Genomic DNA, 22008 nt, shown 5'->3' with positions numbered 1-22008 from the left:
CCTGCTGGTCGACTCCGGCAGCCACGGTGATGCCGGCATCGTCCAGCGGCGGATCACGTCCGCGGTCCAGCCCGAACCCGCGGGGTGGGGGATCGGTCAGGCCGACAGAGGCGTGAAGTCGCGGCTGCCGATGTAGCCGGGCCGCGGCGCGGGCGCGGCGAACGGCTCGACGAGGGTGTTCTCCACGCTGTTGAACACCACGAAGATGTTCGAGCGGGGGAACGGCGTGATGTTGTTCGACGATCCGTGCATCAGGTTGGAGTCGAACAACAGCGCCGAGCCGGCCCGGCCGGTGAACTGGCTGATCCCGTACCGGTTCGCCAGCGCGGTGATGTCCTCGGCGGTCGGCACCCCGATCTCCTGCTCCTGCAACGACTCCCGATAGTGCTCGGCCGGGGTGCTGCCCAGGCACGGCACGAAAGTACGGTGCGAGCCCGGCATGACCATCAGACTGCCGTTGATCGGGTAGTTGTCGGTCAGCGCGATCGACAAGCTCACCGCGCGCGGGGTGGGCATGCCGTCCTCGGCGTGCCAGGTCTCGAAGTCCGAGTGCCAGTAGAAACCAGCGCCCCGGAAGCCGGGCATGTAGTTGACCCGGCTCTGGTGCACGTACACCTCCGATCCGAGCACCTGCTCGGCCAACCGCAGCACCCGCGGCTGACGCACGAGCTCGGCGACCGCGGCGCTGAGCTTGTGCACCTCGAAGATCGAGCGCACCCGGTTCGACGACTTCTCCACGATGAGCCGGTCGTCGTCGCGCAGCGCGGGATCCCCTGCGAGCCGGTTGATCTCGCCGCTGAACTCGGCCACCTCCCCAGGAGTGAGCAACTCGTCGAAAATGGCGAACCCGTCGGCGTCGAACGACGCGAGTTCGGGGCTGTCGATCTCTCCCCACACCGCGGGGTCGGCGCGCTCCAAGTGCGGAGCGGGTGCACCGAGCCGGGTCGGGTAGCGATCGTAGCGCGCGGTCTCGGGCCGGGTTTCAGTGTGCTGCAGAACCATTGGTGTGCTCATCCTCCGATCGTCGCGGCCACCAGCGGGTAGACGCCGTTGCTGTCGTGGACCTCCTGCCCCGTGACCGGCGGGTTGAACACGCACATCATCCGCATCCGGGTGCGGACCTCGAGGCGGTGGCGTTCGTGTCCGTCGAGCAGGTACATCGAGCCGGGCGCGAGCTCGTAGCTGACGTCGTTGTCCAGATCGGTCAACGTGCCCTCGCCCTCGATGAGCCACACCGCCTCCACGTGGTGCAGGTAGTGGAACTCGTGCACCGTGCCCGCGTCGATGGTGGTCTCGTGGAAGGAGAAACCGACGCCGTCGCCGCCGAGGATGATGCGCTTGCTGCGCCAGCCCTCGCCCCTGACGTCCCGCTCGCTGCCGGTGATCTCCGCGGTGGTGCGCACGATCATGCGCCCGCCCCCATGCCGCCGCACACCGACTCGACGGCGCCGGTGAGAACATGCAGCCCCTGGTCCAATTCCTGCTCCGTGATCGTCAACGGCGGAAGCAGCTTCACCACTTCGTCGGTGGAACCGGAAGTCTCCACCAGCAGACCACGCTCGAACGCGATCTGGCAGACCTTGCCCGCCTGCGAGGGGTCCTCGAACACGACGCCGTGCACGAGACCCCGGCCGCGGGTCGAGACGCCCGGGAAGTATCCGGCCAGCTCACTCAGGACGCGGGCGATCCGCTCGCCCTTGGCCTGGGTCGCGGACTGGAGGGCGTCGTCGGACCAGTAGTGGCGCAGCGCGGTGGTGGCGGTGACGAACGCCGGATTATTGCCGCGGAAGGTTCCGTTGTGCTCGCCCGGCGACCACTCGTCCAACTCCGGCTTGAACAGCACCAGCGCCATCGGCAAGCCGTAGCCGCCGATCGACTTCGACAACGTGACGATGTCCGGGGTGATGCCCGCGATCTCGAAGGAGAAGAACGGTCCGGTGCGCCCGCAGCCCATCTGCACGTCGTCGACGATGAGCAGGATCTCCCGGGCCGCGCACAGCTGGGCGAGATGCCGCAACCACTCGGCGCGCGCCACGTTGACGCCGCCTTCGCCCTGCACGGTCTCCACGATCACCGCGGCGGGGCGGTCGAAGCCCGACGAGGTGTCGTCGAGAACCTTCTCCATCCACTGGAAGTCGGCGGTGGTGCCGTCGAAGTAGCCGTCGTAGGGCATGTGCGCGGCGTGCACCAGCGGCACTCCCGCCCCCGCGCGCTTGGCGGCGTTACCCGTGACCGACAGAGCACCGAGAGTCATGCCGTGAAAAGCGTTGGTGAAGCTGACGATCGTCTCGCGGCCGGTGATCTTGCGCGCGAGCTTGAGCGCGGCCTCGACGGCGTTGGCGCCGGTCGGGCCGGGGAACTGGACCTTGTAGTCCATGCCGCGCGGCGTGAAGACGGTGTCGCGCAGCGTCTCCAGCAGCTCCCGCTTGGCCGCCGTCGACATGTCCAGGCCGTGGGTGATGCCGTCCGCGGCGATGTAGTCCAGCAGCGAGCGCTTGAGCACGTCGTTGTTGTGCCCGTAGTTCAGCGCACCGGCGCCGGCGAAGAAGTCCAGGTAGTCCTTGCCTTCCTCGTCGCGCAGCCAGCTGCCCTTCGCGGTGGTGAACACGGTGGGCCAGGCGCGGCAGTAACCGCGCACGTTGGACTCCAGGCTCTCGAAAACGGTGGTGTCGGCGTTGATCATCGGTGATCCTCCTCGGTGGTGCGGGCGGTCGGTGCGATGCGGTACAGCTCTTCGGGTGCGTGGCTGTCCGGGAAGACGCCGGCATCGAACAGGGGGTGCCGGGTGACATCCGCTCCCCGTGCTCTCGCCACCGACGCGAACATTGCGATGGATCCGGCGTTGTCCGGCGAGATCGTCGTCTCCAGTACCGAAACACCCCGCGCCGCGACACTGTTGAGCAAGGTGTGCAGCAGCTCGGCGCCGATGCCGCGGCCGCGCTGCGAGTGATCCACCGCGACCTGCCAGACGAAGACGGTGTCGGGCGCCTGTGGGCGGACGTATCCGATCACGTATCCCACGACGCGGCCGTCGAGTTCGGCGACCACCGAGGTGCCCGCGAAATCGCGGCACCACAGCAGGTAGGCGTAGCTCGAATTGACGTCGAGCACCGCGGAATCCTTGGCGATTCGCCACATCGCGGCGCCATCGTCCAGGCGGGGCGTGCGCAGGACCACGAGCGGCCCGGTGTTGTTCCGGGACGGGGCGGCCCCAAGAGCGGCCGCGGCGTTTTCGACGTGCGATCGCTCGATCTCCGCTGGGGACAGGGTTGGCAGTGACATACAACTCCCTCGTCGGGTCAGCAGTACTTATTCAGGCTTGCGAAGTGACTTTGAGCTGAAGTGGTCGACTTCTTTACGGTCGTGTTACGGATGGATGTCGCCCAACCGGGGCAGGCGCACGACGAATCGCGCACCCCCGCCCGGCCGCTCGGTGCAGTCCACCCGGCCGTGATGCGTGGCGACGGTTTCGGCGACCAGCGCGAGGCCGATCCCGGTTCCACCCGGCGAGCGGCGGCCGCTGCGCGCGGTCGCGAATCGTTCGAAGATGCGCGTCCGGTCCGCCGGCGGCACGCCCGGCCCCGCGTCATCGACGGTGATCACCGCGTCGGTGCCGTCGCGGTGCACGGTGACCGCGACCACACCGCCGCCGTGCCGGTCGGCGTTGTGCAGCAGGTTGGCCACCGCGCGTTCCAGCTCCAGCTTGCGGCCGCGCACGGTGACGTCCTGGTCGATGGTGAGCAACTCCGCCCGGTAACGGCGATCGGCCAGCGTGTGGGTGAGCAGGTCGCGCACCGACAGCGGCTCGGCGTCGCCGTGGTGCATGCCCGCCTCCACCCGGGCCAACGCCAGCAGATCATCCAGCAGCCTGCGCAGGTGGTCGACCTCGTCGGTCACCAGGCCGACCGCCCGTTGGGAACGTTCCGGCAGATCACCGCGATGCCGATTGAGCACGTCGACGCTGGCCATCAGGGTGGTCAGCGGGGTTCGCAGCTCGTGGCTGACGTCGCCGAAGAGGCGATGCTCGCGTTCGATGCGCCGCTGCAGCGAGTCGACCATGGAGTTGAACGACTCGACCGTGATGGCCAGGTCCTGGTCCGCGGTGGCAGGCAGCCGCAGGTCGAGGTCGCCGGAGGCGATCCGCGCGGCCGTGCCGGCGAGCTGGTGCAGCGGGGTCAGCACCCGCCTGCTGGCCCACCAGCCGACCGCCGCGCCGATCAGGGTCACCGCGATGGCACAGCCGATCAGAACGTTGCGCAGCAGAACCAGATCGGCATTCAGGTCACCGTACGACTCGGCGCCCGCACGCTGCCGCTGCGCCTCGAGATAACCGCGGCTGATGACGAACACCGACACGACCAGCACCAGCGACATCAACGCGGCGATGGCCGCGAACGCGGCCGTCACGCGGCCACGCAGGCTCCAGGCGCCCGGACTCCAGCGTTTCGCGTCGAAGCGGCGCTCAGCGCCGCACATCGAGGCGGTAACCGAGCCCGCGCACCGTCACCACGATGCGCGGATCGGACGGATCCCGTTCGATCTTGGTGCGCAACCTGCGCATGTGCACGTCCACGATCCGCTCGTCACCGAAAAACCCACGGTCCCAGACTCGTTCGAGTAGTACGGTACGGCTGAGCACCCGGCCGGGTGACTCCGCCAGCTCACACAGCAACCGGAACTCCGTCAGCGTGAGCCGGATCTCCTCGTCGCCGCGACGCACCACCCCGCTGTCCTGCGCCAGCACCAGCGGCGCCGTGTCGTCGGCATCCAGCACCATCTCCTGCGGCGTCTCGCGCTCAGCGGTCAGCCGGGCGCGTCGGCGCACCGCCCGCATGCGCGCGGTGATCTCCTTGATCTCGAACGGCTTGGTGACGAAATCGTCGGCGCCCGCCTCCAGTGCGGCCACCACGTCGTGGGTGTCGTCACGAGCGCTGACCACGATGATCGGAACGTCGTGGTCACGACGGATCTCCCGGATACATTCGAATCCGTCCATACCGCCGAGCATCAGATCGACGATCATCACATCGGGCACGCCGTTGCTGCGCAGATGGGTGAGCGCGTCCTCGGCTTCCTCCGCCTCATCGACGTCGTAGCCCTCATCCTCCATCGCGAGGCGTAACGCTCCACGGACCCGGTCGTCGTCTTCCACGATCATCAGGTTTGCGCTCAAGACCTTATCCCTTGCAGACATGCGGAAGCGCGTCACGATGCGGACTACCGCATCCCCATACCGACGCGAACTTCCGCTTTCGAGCAACCTTGCTCGCTTTCAAATACCCGGGAGTCCCTGCCGGTAAACGTCCGGCAGACCGGCGCGGACCCCCGTCGGGTCGTCCACACACGCTATATGGCCCACCGGTCCGGCGGTGATCGGGTCATCGGCCGACCTGGATGCGCCGCTGCTACACGCACCGCGGAGCCCACCGGACTGTACACGAAAAGCCCTCGGCCGCAGTTATTTTCGTATGCACCTAAGGTAACGCCGAGGCCGCGGGGAAACGCTGGGCACACACCGCAACTCGCGATCGCGCTGTGTTCGGCACCACCCCCTCCGTACGCGGCCGCCGACGGTGACGGGACTCACCCCGGTGGCAGCGGCCCAGCGGCTACCGCGGTGCCTCCAGGCGGTTGAAGTTACTCGGCGACCCGTCGGCGTTGTGTTCCTGGTACCAGAACCGCAGCTTTCTCGCGTCGAAGATGGCGAACCATTCGTCCCACCCCACCCGGCGCAGCACGGCGCCCCCGTATCCGGGGAAGTCGAAACGCAGCACTCCGAGCCGTCCGTCGTACTCGCTGCCCGGCACGGTCGCGGGCCGGGCGCCACGCTGCTGCGCCCAGCGACGGATGACGTCGTGATTCCTCGTGACGGAAATCCCCTTGGTCCGGGGCGGCCACCCAGTGCCACCCGGACCCAACTTCGGATTCCGGGTGCCTGGTCGGCGCTGGTCGGTCATGACGAGCTCCTCGAGCCATTGGCATCTGTTGTCCGGCTCCTGAGTGACTACCCGGGGGACATACTCCGCAAACTGGTCGGACGAACCGTCCGTAATCGCAGCCCCGGCCGGTTCGTCCCGCAATCGCTGGGTAACCGGCCGGTGATCGGCTCCTGCGCACGGCGCGGCCGCGGCGCGGCGCCGACCATGAAACGAGGAGGAGTTCGATGCGCAGTGTCAGCACGGCGCGGCCGGTCCCGGATCCCGTTCCCCCGAGGCCCGAGCCGGACCCCGTGCCGCCCATCCCGGAACCGGATCCGGTACCCCCGATTCCGGAACCGGATCCCATTCCGGATCCGAATCCCCGTCCACCGGGACCCGGTCCGCTGCCGCCGGTGCCAGGACCGATCCCTCGGCCGCCGACGCCTGGACCGGTGCCGGATCCCGGTCGTCCGTCTCCGGACCCGCAACCACCTGGACCGTCGCCGGACCCCATGCCGCCGAATCCGGTGTAGGCGTACCCCGGTCGCGCGCGGGCTGACGACGGACCGACTTGCCCGTCAGGCGTACTCAGTCGCGCAGCGCCTGTTCCCGCAGGGAGTTCAACGTCCTGGACAAGATGCGGGAGACATGCATCTGGGAGACACCGAGTCGCTCGGCGATCTGGTTCTGCGTCAGCGACTCGAAGAATCGCATGATCAGCACCTGGCGCTCACGCTCGGGCAGCTCGCCGATCAGCGGTTTCACCGCCATGAAGTCTTCGACCAGGTGATAGGAGGGCTCCTCGCTGCCGAGGCTGTCCAACAGGGGCAACGGGGCGTTCTCGATGTCGTCGCCGGCCACCGCGTCGATGGACGACGACTGGTAGGCGTTGCCCGCGATCAAGGCCTGGGTCACCTCGACCAGATCGACGTCCAGCTCCGCCGCGATCTCCCTGGCCTTCGGCATCCGGCCGAGTCGCTGCGACAGCGTCTCGACGGTCGCGCCGATGCTCAACTGGATCTCTTTGGTCCGGCGCGGCACCCGCACGGCCCAGGTGTTGTCCCGGAAATGCCGCCTGACCTCGCCCATGATGGTCGGCACCGCGAACGACAGGAACGACGATCCGCGCGCCACGTCGAACCGGTCTGCGGCCTGCACCAACCCCAGCCGCGCGACCTGCAGCAGGTCGTCGAAATTCTCGCCGCGCCCGGAGAACTTCCGCGCGATGTGCTCGGCCAGCGGAAGGCAGCGTTCGATGAGTTCCTGCCGCATCGGCTCCCGGCGTGGATCATTCGGGGCCAGGGCTGCGATCTTCTCGAACAGCGGTTCGATGTTGTCGTAGCTGTCGCCGCGCGATCTCGACTCACCCGTCATCCGCGGCACCCCGCACCCAGCTGAAGTCGATCACCGTGGGAAACCCGCCCAGCATGCCGTCGTAGGAGCCCTGGGCCGCGGCGATCGAATCGGTCAGGGTCCGCACGATGTGCCAGCCGAAGCCTGCCTGGCCGATCACCGACTCGGAGACCGCGACCGAGGAGACGTGCACGAACATCTTGTCGGCGTCGTAGGTGAACTCACAGTCCAGCATCGAGCCGGGCACGGCGTCCAGAATCAGCGAGGTCGCCACCTCGTCCAGCGCGAGCCGGATGTCGGTCACCTCGTCGAGGGCGAAGTCCGCGATCAGGGCAACGGTTTCCGCCAGCGCGCGCAGCATGGTCAGCTGCTCCGACTGAGCGGGCACGCGCACGCCGACGGTTGTTGTCTCGGTAGAGGATCGGGAAATCCACTCCCCCATTGCCCATCACCACCTTGTCCTCGCAGCCGCCGCGCGGCGGCCTGGATACCGCTGGTCATCCCGAGCCGCCGAAACACCGCACTCGCCGCGGACGTGAATCGAATGGCCGCCGCGCTTCTCGGTCGTTGACGTACCCCGCGCCGACGGATCGAAACACTGGTCAGTCGGTGCCGATCCGCTCGTGGGCGGTGAGCAACAGGTGGTCGAATTCGGTGCGCAGGCTCACCGGGGTGCCGGTCAGCCCGGGCAGGTCGGCGACCAGTCGCGCCGCCAGGGTGCGCAGTTTCACATTGGTCTCCTGCGACCGCCAGCTCAGCACCCGGAATGCCTGCTCGGCGCCGATGCCGTAGACCAGCATGAGTGCGCCTTTCGCCTGTTCGATCACCGCACGGGCGGCGTACAACTCGGGCAGCGCGTCGTCGAGCGTTTCCTGCCGGTGTTCCTCGAGCGTCTCGGTGACGTCGATGTAGTACCCCGACGTGCCGACCACCTCGCCGGCCTCGTCCACCATGCGATCGGCCACCAGGATCACATGGTGGACTTCGCCAGTGGTATCGATAATCCGATGACGGCTGGAGAACGGCTCTGCGTAATCGATCGACCTCGCCAGGGCACTGGCGACCGCGGCGCGGTCGTCCGGGTGCTTGTGCATCAATAGCAACTCCGTTGTCGGCGTCACCGTCCCCGGCCGGTAGCCGTGGATCAGAGCCACCTCGTCCGACCATTCCCATCGCTGGTCGGCGAACCAGAACCGAAAACTGCCGACGCTCTGCGGCGTCCCCATCGCGATCACCCGGTCCAGCACGAGGGCTTCCTCGGGCTGGACCGACCCACTCTCAGTCACAGCAGAAGTATCCGTTGCCCGTGCGTGCGGTGCGAGCAGATCGGGACGCGAGGTCACGACGGCATCGAGTCAGCTGATGCCTGCCCTCGCTGGGGCTCGGCTATAACCTCGGTTCGCTCGCTCATACCTGCGCACCTGCGCCTCACTGCCGCTCGGCTCCGGCATGAGCGAGTGCTCGGCTGTGTCCTCGCTCATGCGTCCAGCGCCGTCCGCATCGAGGGATAGTGCGGGAAGAGCGACCGCACGCCGGTGACCTCGAGCGCCCGCTCGACTCCTGATCCACCCGCGACGATCCGCAGATCGGGACCGCTGGACACGGCCCTCCGGAGCGCGCCGAGCCGCACTGCCGCGCGCAAACTCATGAACCTCGCCGCCCGCAGATCGATCACGACGGCATCGCACGGTGACTGCAGCGCTCGGTCGACCGTTGCGAAGAACTCGGCCGATACGGCGGCGTCCAACTCGCCTTCGACGCGGACCACTACACATTCGCGGCGGCGATCCACCCGCTGTGCCCACAACCGGTTGTCGCGCCTACGTCCCGGTCCCGAACCGTCGAGATGCACGCCATCGGCATGCTCTCGTAGCAGAGAAATGGCAGACAAGTCGAACCTCCCATCCAGGGGATTCCAGCTCTCCGCGACGGCTGGGACGAGGGGCGGCGCCCGGGGTGAATCGGTTGTCATGCCGTCCCATCGACCGGCTGCGCCGTGCGTCGAACCGGGGTCGGCTGTTATCTCAACCTCCCTACAGTGTGGCACGGCCGACCAGTTCCCGACAGCGTTCGGCGGGAGAACCTCGTACCGCCGTAACGCCCGCGAGCGGGGCGATAGACCGCGCACGGCCGGAGCGAAAGCAGGAGGTACGCCCAGCCGTGGCCACTCCGGTGGGTTTCATCCGCCCGCCGCAGGGCATATCCGGCACATATTCCCCGAACGTCACGCGATGCCGGTCGTTGGGCAGCCGCGCGCCTTCGCGCGTTCCGGCGGCACCCGCGACGAGAACGGAGCAACCGGTGAAGATCGCCATGGTTTCCGAAGACACCAGCCCGCTCGCCGAGGGAAGTCCCGCCGATCCGAGCGGGCGCAGTCCGCAGGTGGCCGGGCTGTCGGCCGCCTACACCCGGCGCGGGCACGACGTGACGGTCTACACCCGCCGCACCTGTGCCGCGTCCCCCGTCGAGCACGTCGCCGACGGCGGCTACCGCGTCGTGTCCGTCCCGGCCGGGCCGCCTACCCCGCTGCCCGGCGACCGGACACTGCCCTACCTCGGCGAATTCGGCACGTTTCTGCGGCGGCACTGGGCCGTCGAGCAGCCGGACATCGTGCACGCGCACCACTGGCTGTCCGGGCTCGCCGCCGAGCTGGCGGCGCGGGCGGACGGCATCCCGGTGGTGCTGACGTTCCATGGACTCGGCACGGTGCAACGGCGCTGTGAAGGTCTCGCGGACCAGAGCCCGCGCTCGCGGATCCGTTTCGAGCGGCTGATCGCGACCAGGGCGGCGCACGTGGTGGCGACCTGCTCCGACGAGGCCGTGGAACTGACCAGGATGGGGGTGCCGCGCTTCCGGACCTCGATCGTGCCCTGCGGCGTCGACCTCAGCGCGTTCACCCCCGAGGGCAGCCGCGCCGAGCGGAACGCCAGGCATCGGCTGGTTGCCGCGGGAGAACTGGTGCGGCGCAATGGATTCGACGCAGTGATCAAGGCGCTGCGGGAACTGCCGGACACCGAACTGGTGATCGCCGGTGGCCCGGCGACCGACGACCAGGACAACACCGAAGGCCGAAGGCTGCGCCGCGTCGCCGCGGATCACGGTGTGCTCGAACGCCTTCGGCTGATCGGACCGGTGGGGCGCCCGATGTTGCCGCGGCTGTACCGCTCCGCTGACATCATGGTGTGCACGCCCTGGTACGAGCCGTTCGGCACGGTGGCGCTGGAGGCGATGGCATGTGGCAGGCCGGTGATCGCGACGCCCGTGGGCGGCCTGCTGGACACGGTGGTCGACGGCGTGACCGGGCGGTTGGTCGCTCCCCCTGATCCGGACGCGATCGCACGGGCGATTCGCCCGCTGCTCGAGGACGCGACGCTGCGTGAAACATGGGGCGCCGCGGGCTATCAGCGTGCGGCGGGACGCCATTCCTGGGATCGGGTCGCGGTCGAGACGCTCAGCGCCTACCACCGCGGTGCTCCCGCGCGAGCGGGGGAAGTCGTGTCCTGGGCCAGGTGAGCGATGACCGTGCTCAGCGATCGGTCGGTGTGCCGCGCCAGCGCCATGGCGCGATGAGCCAAACCACCAGGAACAGCGCGGCGAGGATGATTCCCGCGGCCACGGCTTCCGCCCTGCCCGCCACATAGTCCACCACGAGGGTCACCGCTCCGATCAAGGCGATCCCCAGCAGCGCGAGCCCCGCCATCGCGCACCGATGCGCCGCGGCGACGACATTGCCCAGCCGGTGCCGCCGAAACAGAATGCGATGCCAGGACACCGGCGCGACCAGGAACACCGTCGCCCCCACGGCGGCACCCAGGGTCGCGACATACAGCATGCGCATGGCGTGCGACAACGTGCCGAACGACGCCTCGAACGGCAGGATCAGAAGCGCTCCGAACAGGAACTGCACGCCGGTCTGCACGACGCGCAGTTCCTGGATCAGGCTTGCCCAATTGCGGTCAAGTTGTTCGAGTTCGGTCTCACCACGTTCTCGGCGCGCCCAGGCGTCGTCATTCTCTGGCACGCCGGGTCTCCTGGCGATTGCGTTTTTCGATCGCCTCGACGAGTTCGTTCTTGGTCATCCGGGAACGGCCGGGGATAGACAGCCGTCTGGCGACGGACAGCAGGTGCTCCTTCGGCGCATTGGCGTTGACCCCCTCGGCGGTCTCCCCCTGCGCCCTCGGGCCGCCGTGCTCGGCGCGTTCATCGGAGGGACCGCGACGCGGCTTCGGCTCCCAGTGGTCGCCGACCTTCTCGTAGCTGTGTTTCAGTGCGGCGTAGGCGACGCGATGGGCGCGCTCCTCGTTGCCGTTGTATTGTTCGAGCGCGGCGTCGTGCGCTTCCGCGAAGGTGCGCTGAGCCTTCTCCTCCGACCGGCGCAGGGTGCTCGGCAACTCGGACTGTTTGGCTTCGCCGCGTGCCGTCGTCTTGGGCATGATCGCTCCTTCCATCACGTCCGGTAGTCCGAAAACCGCTCGCGACGTGTCTGCGCGGGCTCTTCGTATCCGGTCGCATACCCGCCGGAAACCTCGATTAACCCGGCGTCCGCCGGGTACCACCGCTGCATGGCCGTGACCACCGATCAGTTGCTGCACGCGCTCACCCGCGCGGTGAACGCGCTGGCCGGTACCGATATCCGATTCGCGGTGGCGGGCGGCTGCGCGGTCTACGCTCGCGGCGGTCCGGCCTCGCAACACGATGTCGACCTCTTCATCAAACCGGCCGACTCGGGGCGGGCGGTCCACGCGCTGACCCGCGCGGGACTTCGCGCGTGCGAACCGCCGGAGAACTGGCTGCGCAAGGTCTACGCCGACGACATCCTCATCGATCTGATCTACCGTCCGAACGACCGCGAGGTGACCGACGAAGTGCTCGATCGCGCCACCGTGATGCGAATCGGGCCGACCAAGGCTCCGGTGATCAGCGGCACCGACCTGATGGTGGACAAGATGCTGGTGTTCGACGCCCATCGGCTCGACCTCAGCCCGATCCTGCACATCGCGCGCGACCTGCGGGAACAGGTGGACTGGGAGGTGGTGCGCGAGGAGACCAAGGCGTCGCCGTACGCGCGGGCCTTCCTCGGCCTGCTGGATGATCTCGGCATCACCCGCACCGGAAAGGTGGACTAATGGAGCAGCCGCAATACGTCGTCGCCAATCTGCGCCGCGCGTTGGCCGAGGATCCGCGCACCGCCGAACTCGGCGTGCAGGTGACCATCCGCGGCGATGTCGTGGTACTCGGCGGCGAAGTCAGCAGCGAAGAACGCAAACAGCGGATGGAAACCGTGGTCCGCGAGCAACTCCCGCACGCGCGCATCCACAACGATGTTCACGTCACCCGTCCCGCGGCGCCCGTGGAAACCGAGACGCTCGAACAGGAACAATCCGAAAGGAGTTGAGCGGCATGCGGATAGCCGCGGTCGGTGACATACACATGGGCGTGGATTCGCGCGGGCAGTGGCGTCCCGCGCTGCGTGAGCTGCCCGAGCGGGCCGACGTACTCCTGCTTGCCGGCGATCTGACCCGGCACGGCACCGTCGACGAAGCGAAGGTCGTCGCCGCGGAGTTCGCGGACCTCGGCGTGCCGGTCGCCGCCGTGCTCGGCAACCACGATTACCACTGCGACGCCGAGCACGACATCGCTTCCTTGCTCGGCGACCACGGCATCACAGTCCTGGAAGGGACATCGATGACGCTGACCGTCGAAGGGTCGACGCTCGGGGTCGCGGGCACGAAAGGCTTCGGCGGTGGCTTCGCGGGCAAGTGCGCCAGCGTCTTCGGCGAACGTCTGATGCGCGAATTTGCCGGGCACACTGTGGAAGTGGCCGCCGCGCTGGGCAGTGCCCTCGCCGCGCTGGACACCGATGTCAGGGTTGTGCTCACGCACTACTCCCCCATCAGTGACACACTGCACGGCGAGCCGAGGGAGATCTATCCGTTCCTCGGCTCCTACCTGCTGGGTGAGGCGATCGACGCGCACGGCGCGGATCTGGCGTTGCACGGTCACGCGCACGCGGGCGCCGAGCGCGGCACGACTCCGGGCGGCATCCGGGTGCGCAATGTCGCCCAGCCGGTGATTCGTGCGGCGTATGCGGTCTATGACCTGCACCCGGCCGCGGTCTGAGCACGCTGGATCAGAAGTCGGTCGAGATGGCCTCCACCGTGCTGCCCGCCTCGGTGTTCTCGACGGTGGTGGCGACGTCTGCCTGAGCGATGATGCCGACCAGTTGGCCGTTCTCCAGCACCGGCACGCGCCGTACCTGATGCTGCGACATCACCGACATGACCTTGCGTACGTCGTCGTTCGCGTCGACGGTGACCAGTTCTTCGCCGCCGAGTTCGCCGGCGTCCACCCCGAGGGGGTCCTTGCGCTGGGCGATCACCTTGACGACGATGTCGCGGTCGGTGAGCATCCCCTTCAGCCGGTTGTCCTCACCGCAGATGGGCAGGGCGCCGACATTCAATTCCGCCATCCGCTGCGCGGCCGTGACGATCGTGTCGCTGGAGCGGACGCATTCCACGTCGGGGGTCATGATGTCCCGTGCTGTTGTCATCGGTGTCCTCCTGGGACGTCTCGAGTGGTGTGAGCCCCCGAGAATCGGGCGACTCGCTCACGTCGTACCCGCGTTTCGGATGCCTTAACGCGGGCATCCGACCGGTATGGCGGCCCGGATCGCCGGCTCGGAGCACTTCCGGCGCTACGTCCGCCGCGCACCGAAATCGTTGCCGCTGAAGAGAAAGGACAGTCCGATGCTGCCAGCACCGAACGAATCGAACGCGGGATCCGGCGCCGGTGAGCAGCACGGACGCTCGCATGAGACTTTTCCGGATCACGCACGCACGGTCCGCACGCACGCCGGGGAATCCATCGAGGACGCCCGGAACTGGCCGGGCATCATCCTCGTCGGCATCGGCGTCGTGACGATCGCGCTCACCCTGACCGCCGCCGGATACGGGTTCGCGGGCTGGGCGGTGGTGGCCGGTGTCGTCAGCGCCGTGTGCATCATCGCCGGTGTCCTCGTGATCGTCGCCGAGCATCGCCGAATCAAAGTGCGCGAAGGCAGGCGGCTGAGGGATGCGGCTGGTCACTGACCGTGCGGACGGGAGATCCGGTCTTGCCGTGCCGGGTAACGAGGCCGTGTCGCGACCCTGGTCGCCGATTCGAGGGAGAAGACAATGACAGACCATCGGAACCGGGCCGTGCTGCGCCTGGCCTTGATCACCTGTGCGTGCGCGGCCGGCTCGGCGCTCGCGGGGTGTACGGACAACGGCGACAGCGCGCCCGTTCCGGCGACGCCCGATTCCCCGGCCGTCTCGATCACCATGCCGGGCCCGGCGGAAACTCAGGTGCCGAACCCGGACCAGATCACGCCGGACGCGGCGAAGCAGTTGTGCGACATGATGCGTGCCGACCTGGACAACTGGCGTGATCAGGGGACGACGATCGCCAAAGTGAGCTTCAACGGCACCGCACACAACTGGGCGGTCCGCAACGGCGGCCTCAACGACTTGATCGTCACCGACCGCTCCGTCGTCGACACCGCCACCACGCAGAACTGCCCCGACGTGCGCCAGCAGGCGCTGGAGGCGCTCGACGTCCCGGATCTGGCCTCGGCGCTGGCGGGGGTCGGACGATGAGCGCCGCGGCCCGGCCCGGCCGTATGGGCATAGCCGTTCTGGCAGTTCTGGCCGTGTGTGCGGCAGGCTGCGGTGACGAGCCGCAGAAGGTGGTGAACAAGGGCGGCGACACCCCGTGCAACGAATTCGTCGCCCAGGATGCCGAGAAGCAGCGCATCACCACGGAGAAATTCCTCGAGCAGGAACGCGAGGGTGACGCAACGCCGGACGCCCGCACCGTGGATGCCGCGATCGCGGCGATCGAATTGATGTGCGCGGCACAGGCCAATCCGGATACCCCGATCCGGAAGGCGGATCTCACCGGCATTCTCGTGCCGAAATAGCGTGTCAGCTGCCCGTCGCAGGAGTGGAAACGACAGGTTTCGAACCGCGCGTACCGGGCATGTCCCGAATACCGCTCCCGCCATGGGTTATCCAGGCGCCAACTCGGTGGGAGTACTGCCGGAATCCGATGCGCATGCCCCCGACAACGGCGTCGAGGACACATCGGCCGGCGACTTCGAGACGCGTTTTCCCGGCGTCGGAGCAGGATTTCCGGCGAGCGCCTCGAAGCTGTGGCACACCCGCCCCGGGTTCGCCAACGACGTCGTCCCGGCGGCGGGTCCCCCTTTTGCGATCACAGTGGAGGCATACATGGCTGTCACGCTCGCGCTCTGCGCGCACGGACTGCGCGAGCTGCTGACGGCGGTTCCGGCCCTGCGCGCATTGCACGACGCCCTTCCGCGACAGCGGCTGGTTCTCGCGGCGCCGGGCTGGCTGCGCCCCGTCGTCGAACTGGCCGATTGCGTCGACGAACTGCACGCAACTCCGCTGCCGGCCGCGCTGCGCTGGAACGCGCCCCCGCCCACGTTCGCGGTCGATCTGCACGGCGCGGACGCCGGCAGCATCGGTGCGCTGCTCGCGACCGGCCCGGCACACATGATCGCCCACCGCCACAAGGACTTTTCGCAAATTCCCGGTCCGGCGTGGCAATTAGACCTGCCGGAGACCGTACGGTGGTGCCGACTGCTGGAATACGCGGGCATTCCGGCCGATCCGGCCCGCCTGGATATCGCGCCGCCGCCGGAGAGCATCGGCGAGCCGGAATTCATCGTCGTGCATGCGGGTGGTGCGCCCGCGCGGCGCTGGCCCGCGGAGCGGTTCGCGGCCGTGGCGGCCGACGCGGCGCTCGTGGTGAGCGGCGACACGGGTGTGGGGCACCTGGCCACCGCGTTCGGCACCCCGTCGGTGCTGATCTTCGGCCCCGAATCACCCGCGACCTGGGGACCGCCGCCGGAACGCGAGGCGCATATGGTCCTGTGGGCAGGCCGCGTCGACGATCCGCTGGCCGACGCGCCCGCGCCGGGGCTGGATCTGATCAGCGTCGCCGAAGTGGTCGCCGCCGCCGATCGGCAGCTCACCAGCCGGGCGCTGGTGTGACCAGCGGGCTCGGGAGTTTCGGCCTATCGAGACCGGCTATTTCGGGGTTATGACCTCCCTCTGGTTGCACGGCGCACAGATCCCGGCGCGATTGCGGTTGACGCCGGGCTCGCGCTTCGACACGGTCGTGATCGGCGGCGGGCTCACCGGCCTGGTGACGGCCCTGCTGCTGGCCGAGAACGGCATCGAGGTGGCCGTGGTCGAAGGCAGACGCGTCGGCGCGGGAACGACCGGTTCCACCACCGGAAAGATCAGCCTGTTGCAGGGGACCCGGGCTCAGCAGATCGCCGCGCACCACTCCGATCACACGCTGCGCGCCTACGTCGAGGCGAATCGCGCGGGACAGGAGTGGTTGTTGCGTTTCTGCGCCGCGCACAGCGTCCCGGTCGAGCGGGTCCCCGCGCTGACCTACGCGCAGAACGAGGACGAAATATCCGCGGTGCGAGCCGAATACGCCGCGACGCAGAAAGCGGGCCTGGCCACCGAACTGCTCGACGAACTCGATGTTCCGTTCCCGGTGCACGGCGCCGTCCGCCTCGCCGACCAGGCGCAGCTCGATCCGATGGCGCTGCTCGCGGCGCTGGCGGCGGATGTGGAGTCGCACGGTGCACCGATCTACGAGTCCACCCTGGTGCGCGGCGTGCACCACGGCGAGCGAGGCGATCTGGTGGTGTCGACCGAGCACGGCGAACTCGCCGCCCGCACGGTGGTCTTGGCCACGGGGACACCGATTCTCGATCGCGGCGGATTCTTCGCCCGGCTCACCCCACAGCGGTCCTACCTGGCCGCGTTCGCCGTCGACGAGCCTATTCCGCAGGACATGTACATCAGCGCGGGCAGCCCGGCGCGATCCCTGCGTCGCGCGCCGGGACCGGACGGCGAGCTGCTGCTCGTCGGCGGCAACGGCCACGTCGTCGGCCGCGGCGGGTCGACCCGGCGCAAGGCCGACGACCTGGTGAGCTGGGCGCGGACCTGGTTCCCCAGCGCGACACCGGTGCACCAGTGGTCCGCCCAGGATTACGCGCCGGTCGACGAGCTGCCCTACGTGGGACCTGTGCTCCCCGGCCAGAACGACATTCAACTGGCCACCGGATACGCCAAATGGGGACTGACCAACGGCGTCGCCGCGGCCATTGCGCTGGCCGGTCGGCGCGTCGGCAATCCGCCGGACTGGGCGGGTGCGCTGGCCAGCTGGCGCCCGAGTGAACTCAAGGCGCTTCCCTCCGCGACGAAGCTGAATGGCGCGGTGGCCCAGCACCTTTCCGCGGGCTGGCTGCGTGCCGTCACCCGGCACGACGGCGCCGCCCCGGCCGAAGGCTGCGGCGCGGTGCTGCGTGAGGGCCTGCACCCGACCGCGGTGTGCACGGTAGGCGGCACCACGACGCGGGTCTCCGCGATCTGCCCGCATCTGTACGGCATCGTGAGCTGGAACGACGCTGAACGCACCTGGGACTGCCCGCTGCACGGCTCCCGGTTCGCGCCCGACGGCACGTTGCTCGAGGGTCCGGCGACCAGATCCCTCACTCCACTGCAGATGCCGCGCAGTACCTCCTGAGCTGGCCGGACCGGTGTCAGTCCCTCGAGGGGCGAGCGTCGGCTAGGATCTTGTCGACGGTCTGCTCGACGGTCAGCTCCGACGTGTCCAACCAGAGCCCGATCCGAGGTGTGCTCTCCCGCAACACGGCGTCCAGACCCTTGACGGTGAACTCGTCGTAGGCATCCTTGCCACGCCCGGCCTCGCGGGCGGCGACCACCTCAGGGCGCGGCGCCAGTACGACGATGTACAGCGGACGGGTAATGATCAGATCCGCCATCCACGGCAGGAATTCGCCGAGGACTACGTCTTGCACGACTACCGTGAACCCGGCGTCTGCGTACGCGTCGGCCGTGCCGGCGGCAAGGCTGTAGCGCAATCGAAGCTGCGCGAGCGCCTCCGGCGACGGGTCCGGGCTCATCTCCGCACGCCCGTTCACGACGAATCGCCGGAAGGTGTCGCCACGTACATGCGCGGACCGCGGGAGCCGCTCGGCCAGTGCCTGCGCGACGGTGGACTTGCCCGCGGCCTGGATGCCGGTGATCAGATAGACAGCGGACGCCATGGTGATCATGATTGCGCACCGTGGCGTCGCCGCCGAACGGTTTATGGGCGGACGCAACCGGCGAGCCGTGTAGCCGGGCACAAGCTGATCGGCCCGGGTAGACGTCCCCCAGCGCGCGATCCCCGAGACGTCAGCGGGCGGGCGCGGTGACCTTCTGCTCGACGTAGCGGGTCATCGCCCAGTTCAGCCCCCGCATCGCGAGGGTGTACGCGGGCGGGATGTACCGCTGGGCCCAGAAGCCGATGCGGATGTCGTGCGAGGTGAAGATCAGGTACCGATTACGCTCGACGCCGCGCACGATCGACCCGGCCGCCGCCTCCGGCGTGACCGCGTGCCGCATGAACAGCGACACCCCGCGCTGTACCGCCTCGGCCGTCCGGTCGACGCCCGCGATGTCGACGCTGTCGACCATCGGTGTGGCCATGGCCCCCGGACACACCAGGCTCACTCCGATGCCGTGCTTGGCCAGGTCGAAACGCAACACTTCCGACACACCCCGCAAGCCGAACTTGCCCGCGCTGTAGGGCGCGTGCCATGGCAGTCCGAACAATCCCGCGGCCGACGACACGTTCACCAGGTGCCCGCCGCGGCCCGCGGCGATCATCTGAGGGACGAACGCTTCGATCACGTGGATCGGACCCATCAGGTCGATGTCGATGGTGCGCCGCCACTGCGCGTGCGTCAGCCGGTCCACGGTGCCCCAGGTGGCGATCCCGGCCACGTTCATGACGATGTCGACACTGCCGACCGCGGCGTGTGCCTCCGCCGCGAGCGCGACGACCTGGTCGTAATCACTGACGTCGGCGGCCGTGGCCACGTGTACGGTCGCGCCCGCCGCACGCGCGTCGGCGGCGGTCTGTTCGAGTCCGTCGGCGGCGATATCGGTGAGCACCAGCGCGGCGCCTTTGGCCGCGGCGGCGAGTGCCGTACTCCGACCGAGGCCGCTGGCCGCGCCGGTGATCAAACAGGTCTTACCGCCGAACTTCGTCATAGTCGACGACCATACGCAACCATGAACATCACTGTCTATGGAACTGGGGAACGGTGTTTTCGCGATCCCCTGGCGCCCGTCAACGGTCGTCATCATGGCGGCCCCGCCACGGCACCGGAGCCAGCGCGACGGTGATGTTGTCACCGCCTCCGCAACCCAATGCGAACTCGGCGAGCGTGTTGGCCGCCGCTGTGGGAGCGGCCCCGGCCACCTTGTAGGACAAGGCGGCCGGAGCGGGCAGGTAGTTCCACAACCCATCGGAGCACAGCAGCAACATGCCGGGACCCGTGACACGCACCGTCCGCACGCAGTTGTCCGCCCAGGGTTCCGGCGGGCTGTCCGCGCCGAGCCAGCGGATCAGCGTGTGGGCCCGCGGGTCGGCCATCGCCGCCTGCTCGTCCATCGCACCGGCATCGACCAGGGCTTGTGCCCAGGAGTCGTCTACGGTCAACCGCCGCGAGGGCTCCTCGCCCGTCTGCGCCAGCCAATAGGCCCGGCTGTCACCGACATTGGCGACGGTGATCTCGGTATCGGCGCCGTTGTGCACCACGATGGCGGACACGTAGGTGCACGATGGAGCCGGACCATCGGGGACGTCGACGTCGCGTACGGCCTGTGCGGCGGCGGCGAGACCGAGCATGATGGCGTCGGTGGCGGGCTGCCCGGCGGCGAGCGCGGCGGCGGTGGCGGCGACACCGGCGCGTACTGCCGCACCGGAGGCCACTTGCGGTCGCGCCGAGGTCGAGACTCCGTCGCTGACCGCGATCACGACGGCCGTGGACGACCCGGTGATCGCACTGTCGAGTACGCCCGCGGCGACGGCATCCTCATTGCGACCATGGACGATTCCGCGATCTGTGAGTACCGCTACCGCGCCGAGGTCGGCGGCGCAGCGATCCGGCACCGACCGGGACCGTCCACAGTGCGAGCATCGTCCGTCGGGGTCGAATCGCGTTCCACCACACTGCGCGCACGGCGTCGGGTCGTCGCCGGGCAGCGCGACGTAGCGGTAGCCGAGTTCGCGGTCGCAGGACGAGCAAAGGCGGCTGTCCAGCCCGACCGCCGCACACCCCGCGCAGCGTAGGTCGCTGGCGTCGGTGCTCATGCCTGCGCCTCGCTGGCGCTCGGCTCCAGCTTCCTCATGGCACGATCCCCGGGCAGTCCGGCGACGCCGTCGCGATCCGTCCATTGTCCGCAAGTCGTTGGCCCAACCGTAACCACAGTGGCTCGTTGTTGGTGCGAACGTCCACACCGTCCTCCTTCGTCTCCCCGCCCGGCCAACTCCGATGGCGATAGTACGGGAGTGTTCCGGGTGCCAGATCCCAGTGTTGTATCGACCGGGCTCATGGCCGAGATCGCGGTAGCCGATGGTCTGCCCGAGCCGCTGGGGCGCACGCCGCGCAGCGCCCGCGGCGCTCAGACCAACTCGGGCGCGCGACAGGGCCGGAGGCCGCGGGAGCGGAAAGTCTGCGGCGGGCAGCCCTGCCAGCGACGAAAGGCGCGGATGAAGGAGGCCGCTTCGGCGTAGCCGAGCCGGGCAGCCACCTGTTCGGTGGTCATATCGGTATGCGTGAGCAACACTTCCGACATCGTCTGCCGCACTTCGTCGAGCAGTGCCCGGAACGACGTTCCCTCTTCGTGCAGGCGCCGCGACAGGGTGCGCGAACTCATGTACAGGCCGAGCGCGACCGTCGCCTGATCGGGGATCTCACCGGGATCACGCACCAGCAGATCGCGCACCGAGGCGGCGACGCCGGTACGGGTGCGGCGCCGGTCGAGCAGGTCGCGGCACAGCTGCCCGCAGCTGTCCCGCGCGGCGTCGTTCGCCGGTGGCAGCGGCTGATCCAGCAGGCAGCGGTCGAAGACCACCCCGCTCACCGTCGCGCCGAAAATCGGCACCACGCCGAAGACCTCGCGATAGCGCTTGATGCTGCGCGGCGGCGCGTGCCGGAAACTCACCCGCTGGACGGGGACGCCGACGGAGTACAGTTCGCGATCGAACGCGGGCAGTCCCGCCAGTGTCATTTCGGCGAAGAACGCCCGCATGCCCGGCGGAATCTCGGCGTCCTGGAACAGCAGTCGCGCTTCGCCGTCGGCTTCCTCGAAGGTCAGCCGACCGAGCGGCACATTGCGGCCCGCACTGCGCTGCGCCACCTCGATCAGCTCACGCAGCGTCCGGCTACCGAGCAGTGCGAGGCCCCACGGTCCGCGCAAGCGGAAGTGCTGACGAGCGGCCGCGACGAGACCGAGTCCGGGTTCGTCGCCGAAACGGGCCAGCACCGTGCGCACCACGCGCAATTCGTCGTGCGCGCTGATCTCGGCGGAGGGATCGAGCAGCGCCGCGGGCGACACCGTCGTTCCGGCCAGGCACGCGGCCGGCGCCATCCCGCGCTCTCCAGCGATCCGCACGAGAGTGCGCACGCCCGCGGTGCTGCGGAGAGTATCCCGATCGACCATGGCTCGCATTCCTCGATGAAGCGGTACTGCGCGGTACCGGCGCAATGTATCAATCGGGTGTGCCGCGTATCGCCGGATCGCCCAAATGGGGTTCCTGACGCGGGGTGGCAGCCGCTGCGGCACAGTCGTTTTCAGGG

27 protein-coding genes are annotated in these 22008 nt (G+C 68.7%); 9 read left to right on the top strand and 18 right to left on the bottom strand.

Annotation, left to right across the window (positions count from 1 at the left end; translation table 11 throughout):
• Positions 1–96: 96 nt before the first annotated feature.
• The 11 genes from thpD to AB0M45_RS22985 form a co-directional block, all read right to left on the bottom strand.
• The gene (thpD, locus tag AB0M45_RS23035; RefSeq protein WP_364332676.1) at positions 97–1014 is read right to left on the bottom strand and encodes an ectoine hydroxylase; all 918 of its coding nucleotides are present in this window, start codon (positions 1012–1014) and stop codon (positions 97–99) included.
• A complete protein-coding gene (locus tag AB0M45_RS23030) occupies positions 1011–1409 on the bottom strand; it encodes an ectoine synthase (RefSeq protein WP_364332673.1) in 399 nt (132 codons plus the stop codon). Before AB0M45_RS23030 ends, thpD begins: the two co-directional genes overlap by 4 nt.
• Entirely contained in the window at positions 1406–2683 is a 1278-nt protein-coding gene (ectB, locus tag AB0M45_RS23025) for a diaminobutyrate--2-oxoglutarate transaminase (protein WP_364332670.1), read from the bottom strand. The genes AB0M45_RS23030 and ectB overlap by 4 nt, the downstream gene beginning before the upstream one ends.
• Positions 2680–3138 carry a diaminobutyrate acetyltransferase gene (ectA, locus tag AB0M45_RS23020; RefSeq protein ID WP_364332791.1) on the bottom strand — a complete coding sequence of 153 codons (459 nt, stop codon included), beginning with the start codon at positions 3136–3138 and terminating at the stop codon, positions 2680–2682. Before ectA ends, ectB begins: the two co-directional genes overlap by 4 nt.
• A 228-nt stretch (positions 3139–3366) precedes the next feature.
• Entirely contained in the window at positions 3367–4407 is a 1041-nt protein-coding gene (locus AB0M45_RS23015) for a HAMP domain-containing sensor histidine kinase (protein WP_364332667.1), read from the bottom strand.
• 55 nt (positions 4408–4462) lie between these two features.
• On the bottom strand, positions 4463–5173 hold the full coding sequence (locus tag AB0M45_RS23010) for a response regulator transcription factor (protein ID WP_364332664.1): 711 nt from the start codon (positions 5171–5173) through the stop codon (positions 4463–4465).
• 436 nt (positions 5174–5609) lie between these two features.
• Positions 5610–5957, bottom strand: coding sequence for a hypothetical protein (locus tag AB0M45_RS23005; protein WP_364332662.1), 348 nt, complete (start codon positions 5955–5957; stop codon positions 5610–5612).
• Positions 5958–6506: 549 nt separating this feature from the next.
• Positions 6507–7292, bottom strand: coding sequence for an RNA polymerase sigma factor SigF (locus tag AB0M45_RS23000; RefSeq protein ID WP_364332660.1), 786 nt, complete (start codon positions 7290–7292; stop codon positions 6507–6509).
• On the bottom strand, positions 7282–7713 hold the full coding sequence (locus AB0M45_RS22995; RefSeq protein WP_364332657.1) for an anti-sigma factor: 432 nt from the start codon (positions 7711–7713) through the stop codon (positions 7282–7284). Before AB0M45_RS22995 ends, AB0M45_RS23000 begins: the two co-directional genes overlap by 11 nt.
• 160 nt (positions 7714–7873) lie before the next feature.
• Positions 7874–8497, bottom strand: coding sequence for a PAS and ANTAR domain-containing protein (locus AB0M45_RS22990; protein WP_364332788.1), 624 nt, complete (start codon positions 8495–8497; stop codon positions 7874–7876).
• Positions 8498–8748: 251 nt separating this feature from the next.
• Positions 8749–9162, bottom strand: a complete 414-nt coding sequence (locus AB0M45_RS22985; RefSeq protein ID WP_364332654.1) for an STAS domain-containing protein — start codon at positions 9160–9162, stop codon at positions 8749–8751.
• A gap of 410 nt (positions 9163–9572) precedes the next feature.
• On the opposite strand from AB0M45_RS22985, the gene AB0M45_RS22980 reads away from it, so the two are divergent.
• On the top strand, positions 9573–10784 hold the full coding sequence (locus AB0M45_RS22980; protein WP_364332651.1) for a glycosyltransferase: 1212 nt from the start codon (positions 9573–9575) through the stop codon (positions 10782–10784).
• Between the two features lie 13 nt (positions 10785–10797).
• On the opposite strand, the gene AB0M45_RS22975 is transcribed toward AB0M45_RS22980, so the two are convergent.
• A complete protein-coding gene (locus AB0M45_RS22975; RefSeq protein ID WP_364332648.1) occupies positions 10798–11292 on the bottom strand; it encodes a DUF6328 family protein in 495 nt (164 codons plus the stop codon).
• A complete protein-coding gene (locus tag AB0M45_RS22970) occupies positions 11279–11704 on the bottom strand; it encodes a ChaB family protein (protein ID WP_364332645.1) in 426 nt (141 codons plus the stop codon). Before AB0M45_RS22970 ends, AB0M45_RS22975 begins: the two co-directional genes overlap by 14 nt.
• 129 nt (positions 11705–11833) lie before the next feature.
• Here AB0M45_RS22970 and AB0M45_RS22965 point away from each other — a divergent pair, with 129 nt between their 5' ends.
• The 3 genes from AB0M45_RS22965 to AB0M45_RS22955 are packed head-to-tail and all read left to right on the top strand — an operon-like array spanning position 11834 to position 13391.
• On the top strand, positions 11834–12397 hold the full coding sequence (locus AB0M45_RS22965) for a nucleotidyltransferase (RefSeq protein WP_364332642.1): 564 nt from the start codon (positions 11834–11836) through the stop codon (positions 12395–12397).
• Complete coding sequence (locus AB0M45_RS22960) at positions 12397–12666, top strand: BON domain-containing protein (RefSeq protein WP_364332639.1); 270 nt, start codon at positions 12397–12399, stop codon at positions 12664–12666. Before AB0M45_RS22965 ends, AB0M45_RS22960 begins: the two co-directional genes overlap by 1 nt.
• Positions 12667–12671: 5 nt before the next feature.
• Positions 12672–13391: a metallophosphoesterase gene (locus tag AB0M45_RS22955; protein ID WP_364332636.1), complete on the top strand. Its 720-nt coding sequence runs from the start codon at positions 12672–12674 to the stop codon at positions 13389–13391.
• 10 nt (positions 13392–13401) lie between these two features.
• On the opposite strand, the gene AB0M45_RS22950 is transcribed toward AB0M45_RS22955, so the two are convergent.
• The gene (locus AB0M45_RS22950) at positions 13402–13821 is read right to left on the bottom strand and encodes a CBS domain-containing protein (RefSeq protein WP_364332633.1); all 420 of its coding nucleotides are present in this window, start codon (positions 13819–13821) and stop codon (positions 13402–13404) included.
• A gap of 196 nt (positions 13822–14017) precedes the next feature.
• Between AB0M45_RS22950 and AB0M45_RS22945 the strand changes: the two genes are divergently transcribed.
• From AB0M45_RS22945 to AB0M45_RS22925, 5 genes are all read left to right on the top strand, one after another.
• Positions 14018–14359 (top strand): hypothetical protein, encoded by a 342-nt coding sequence (locus AB0M45_RS22945; protein WP_364332630.1) that lies wholly within the window; start codon positions 14018–14020, stop codon positions 14357–14359.
• Between the two features lie 84 nt (positions 14360–14443).
• Positions 14444–14905: a hypothetical protein gene (locus tag AB0M45_RS22940; RefSeq protein ID WP_364332627.1), complete on the top strand. Its 462-nt coding sequence runs from the start codon at positions 14444–14446 to the stop codon at positions 14903–14905.
• A complete protein-coding gene (locus AB0M45_RS22935; protein WP_364332624.1) occupies positions 14902–15228 on the top strand; it encodes a hypothetical protein in 327 nt (108 codons plus the stop codon). The genes AB0M45_RS22940 and AB0M45_RS22935 overlap by 4 nt, the downstream gene beginning before the upstream one ends.
• A gap of 82 nt (positions 15229–15310) precedes the next feature.
• The gene (locus AB0M45_RS22930) at positions 15311–16324 is read left to right on the top strand and encodes a glycosyltransferase family 9 protein (RefSeq protein WP_364332621.1); all 1014 of its coding nucleotides are present in this window, start codon (positions 15311–15313) and stop codon (positions 16322–16324) included.
• Positions 16325–16373: 49 nt separating this feature from the next.
• On the top strand, positions 16374–17879 hold the full coding sequence (locus AB0M45_RS22925) for an FAD-dependent oxidoreductase (protein WP_364332617.1): 1506 nt from the start codon (positions 16374–16376) through the stop codon (positions 17877–17879).
• A 16-nt stretch (positions 17880–17895) separates the two neighbouring features.
• On the opposite strand, the gene AB0M45_RS22920 is transcribed toward AB0M45_RS22925, so the two are convergent.
• The 4 genes from AB0M45_RS22920 to AB0M45_RS22905 form a co-directional block, all read right to left on the bottom strand.
• Entirely contained in the window at positions 17896–18432 is a 537-nt protein-coding gene (locus AB0M45_RS22920) for an AAA family ATPase (RefSeq protein WP_364332614.1), read from the bottom strand.
• 121 nt (positions 18433–18553) lie between these two features.
• On the bottom strand, positions 18554–19414 hold the full coding sequence (locus tag AB0M45_RS22915) for an SDR family oxidoreductase (RefSeq protein ID WP_364332611.1): 861 nt from the start codon (positions 19412–19414) through the stop codon (positions 18554–18556).
• Positions 19415–19493: 79 nt separating this feature from the next.
• Positions 19494–20519, bottom strand: a complete 1026-nt coding sequence (locus AB0M45_RS22910; RefSeq protein WP_364332608.1) for a protein phosphatase 2C domain-containing protein — start codon at positions 20517–20519, stop codon at positions 19494–19496.
• Positions 20520–20830: 311 nt separating this feature from the next.
• Complete coding sequence (locus tag AB0M45_RS22905) at positions 20831–21871, bottom strand: AraC family transcriptional regulator (RefSeq protein ID WP_364332605.1); 1041 nt, start codon at positions 21869–21871, stop codon at positions 20831–20833.
• Positions 21872–22008: the final 137 nt, after the last annotated feature.

It is taken from the genome of Nocardia sp. NPDC051787 (assembly GCF_040681325.1).
Classification (GTDB): domain Bacteria; phylum Actinomycetota; class Actinomycetes; order Mycobacteriales; family Mycobacteriaceae; genus Nocardia.
The sequence above is the reverse complement of the archived record's forward strand: the minus strand, read 5'-3'. Positions and strand labels throughout refer to the sequence as shown.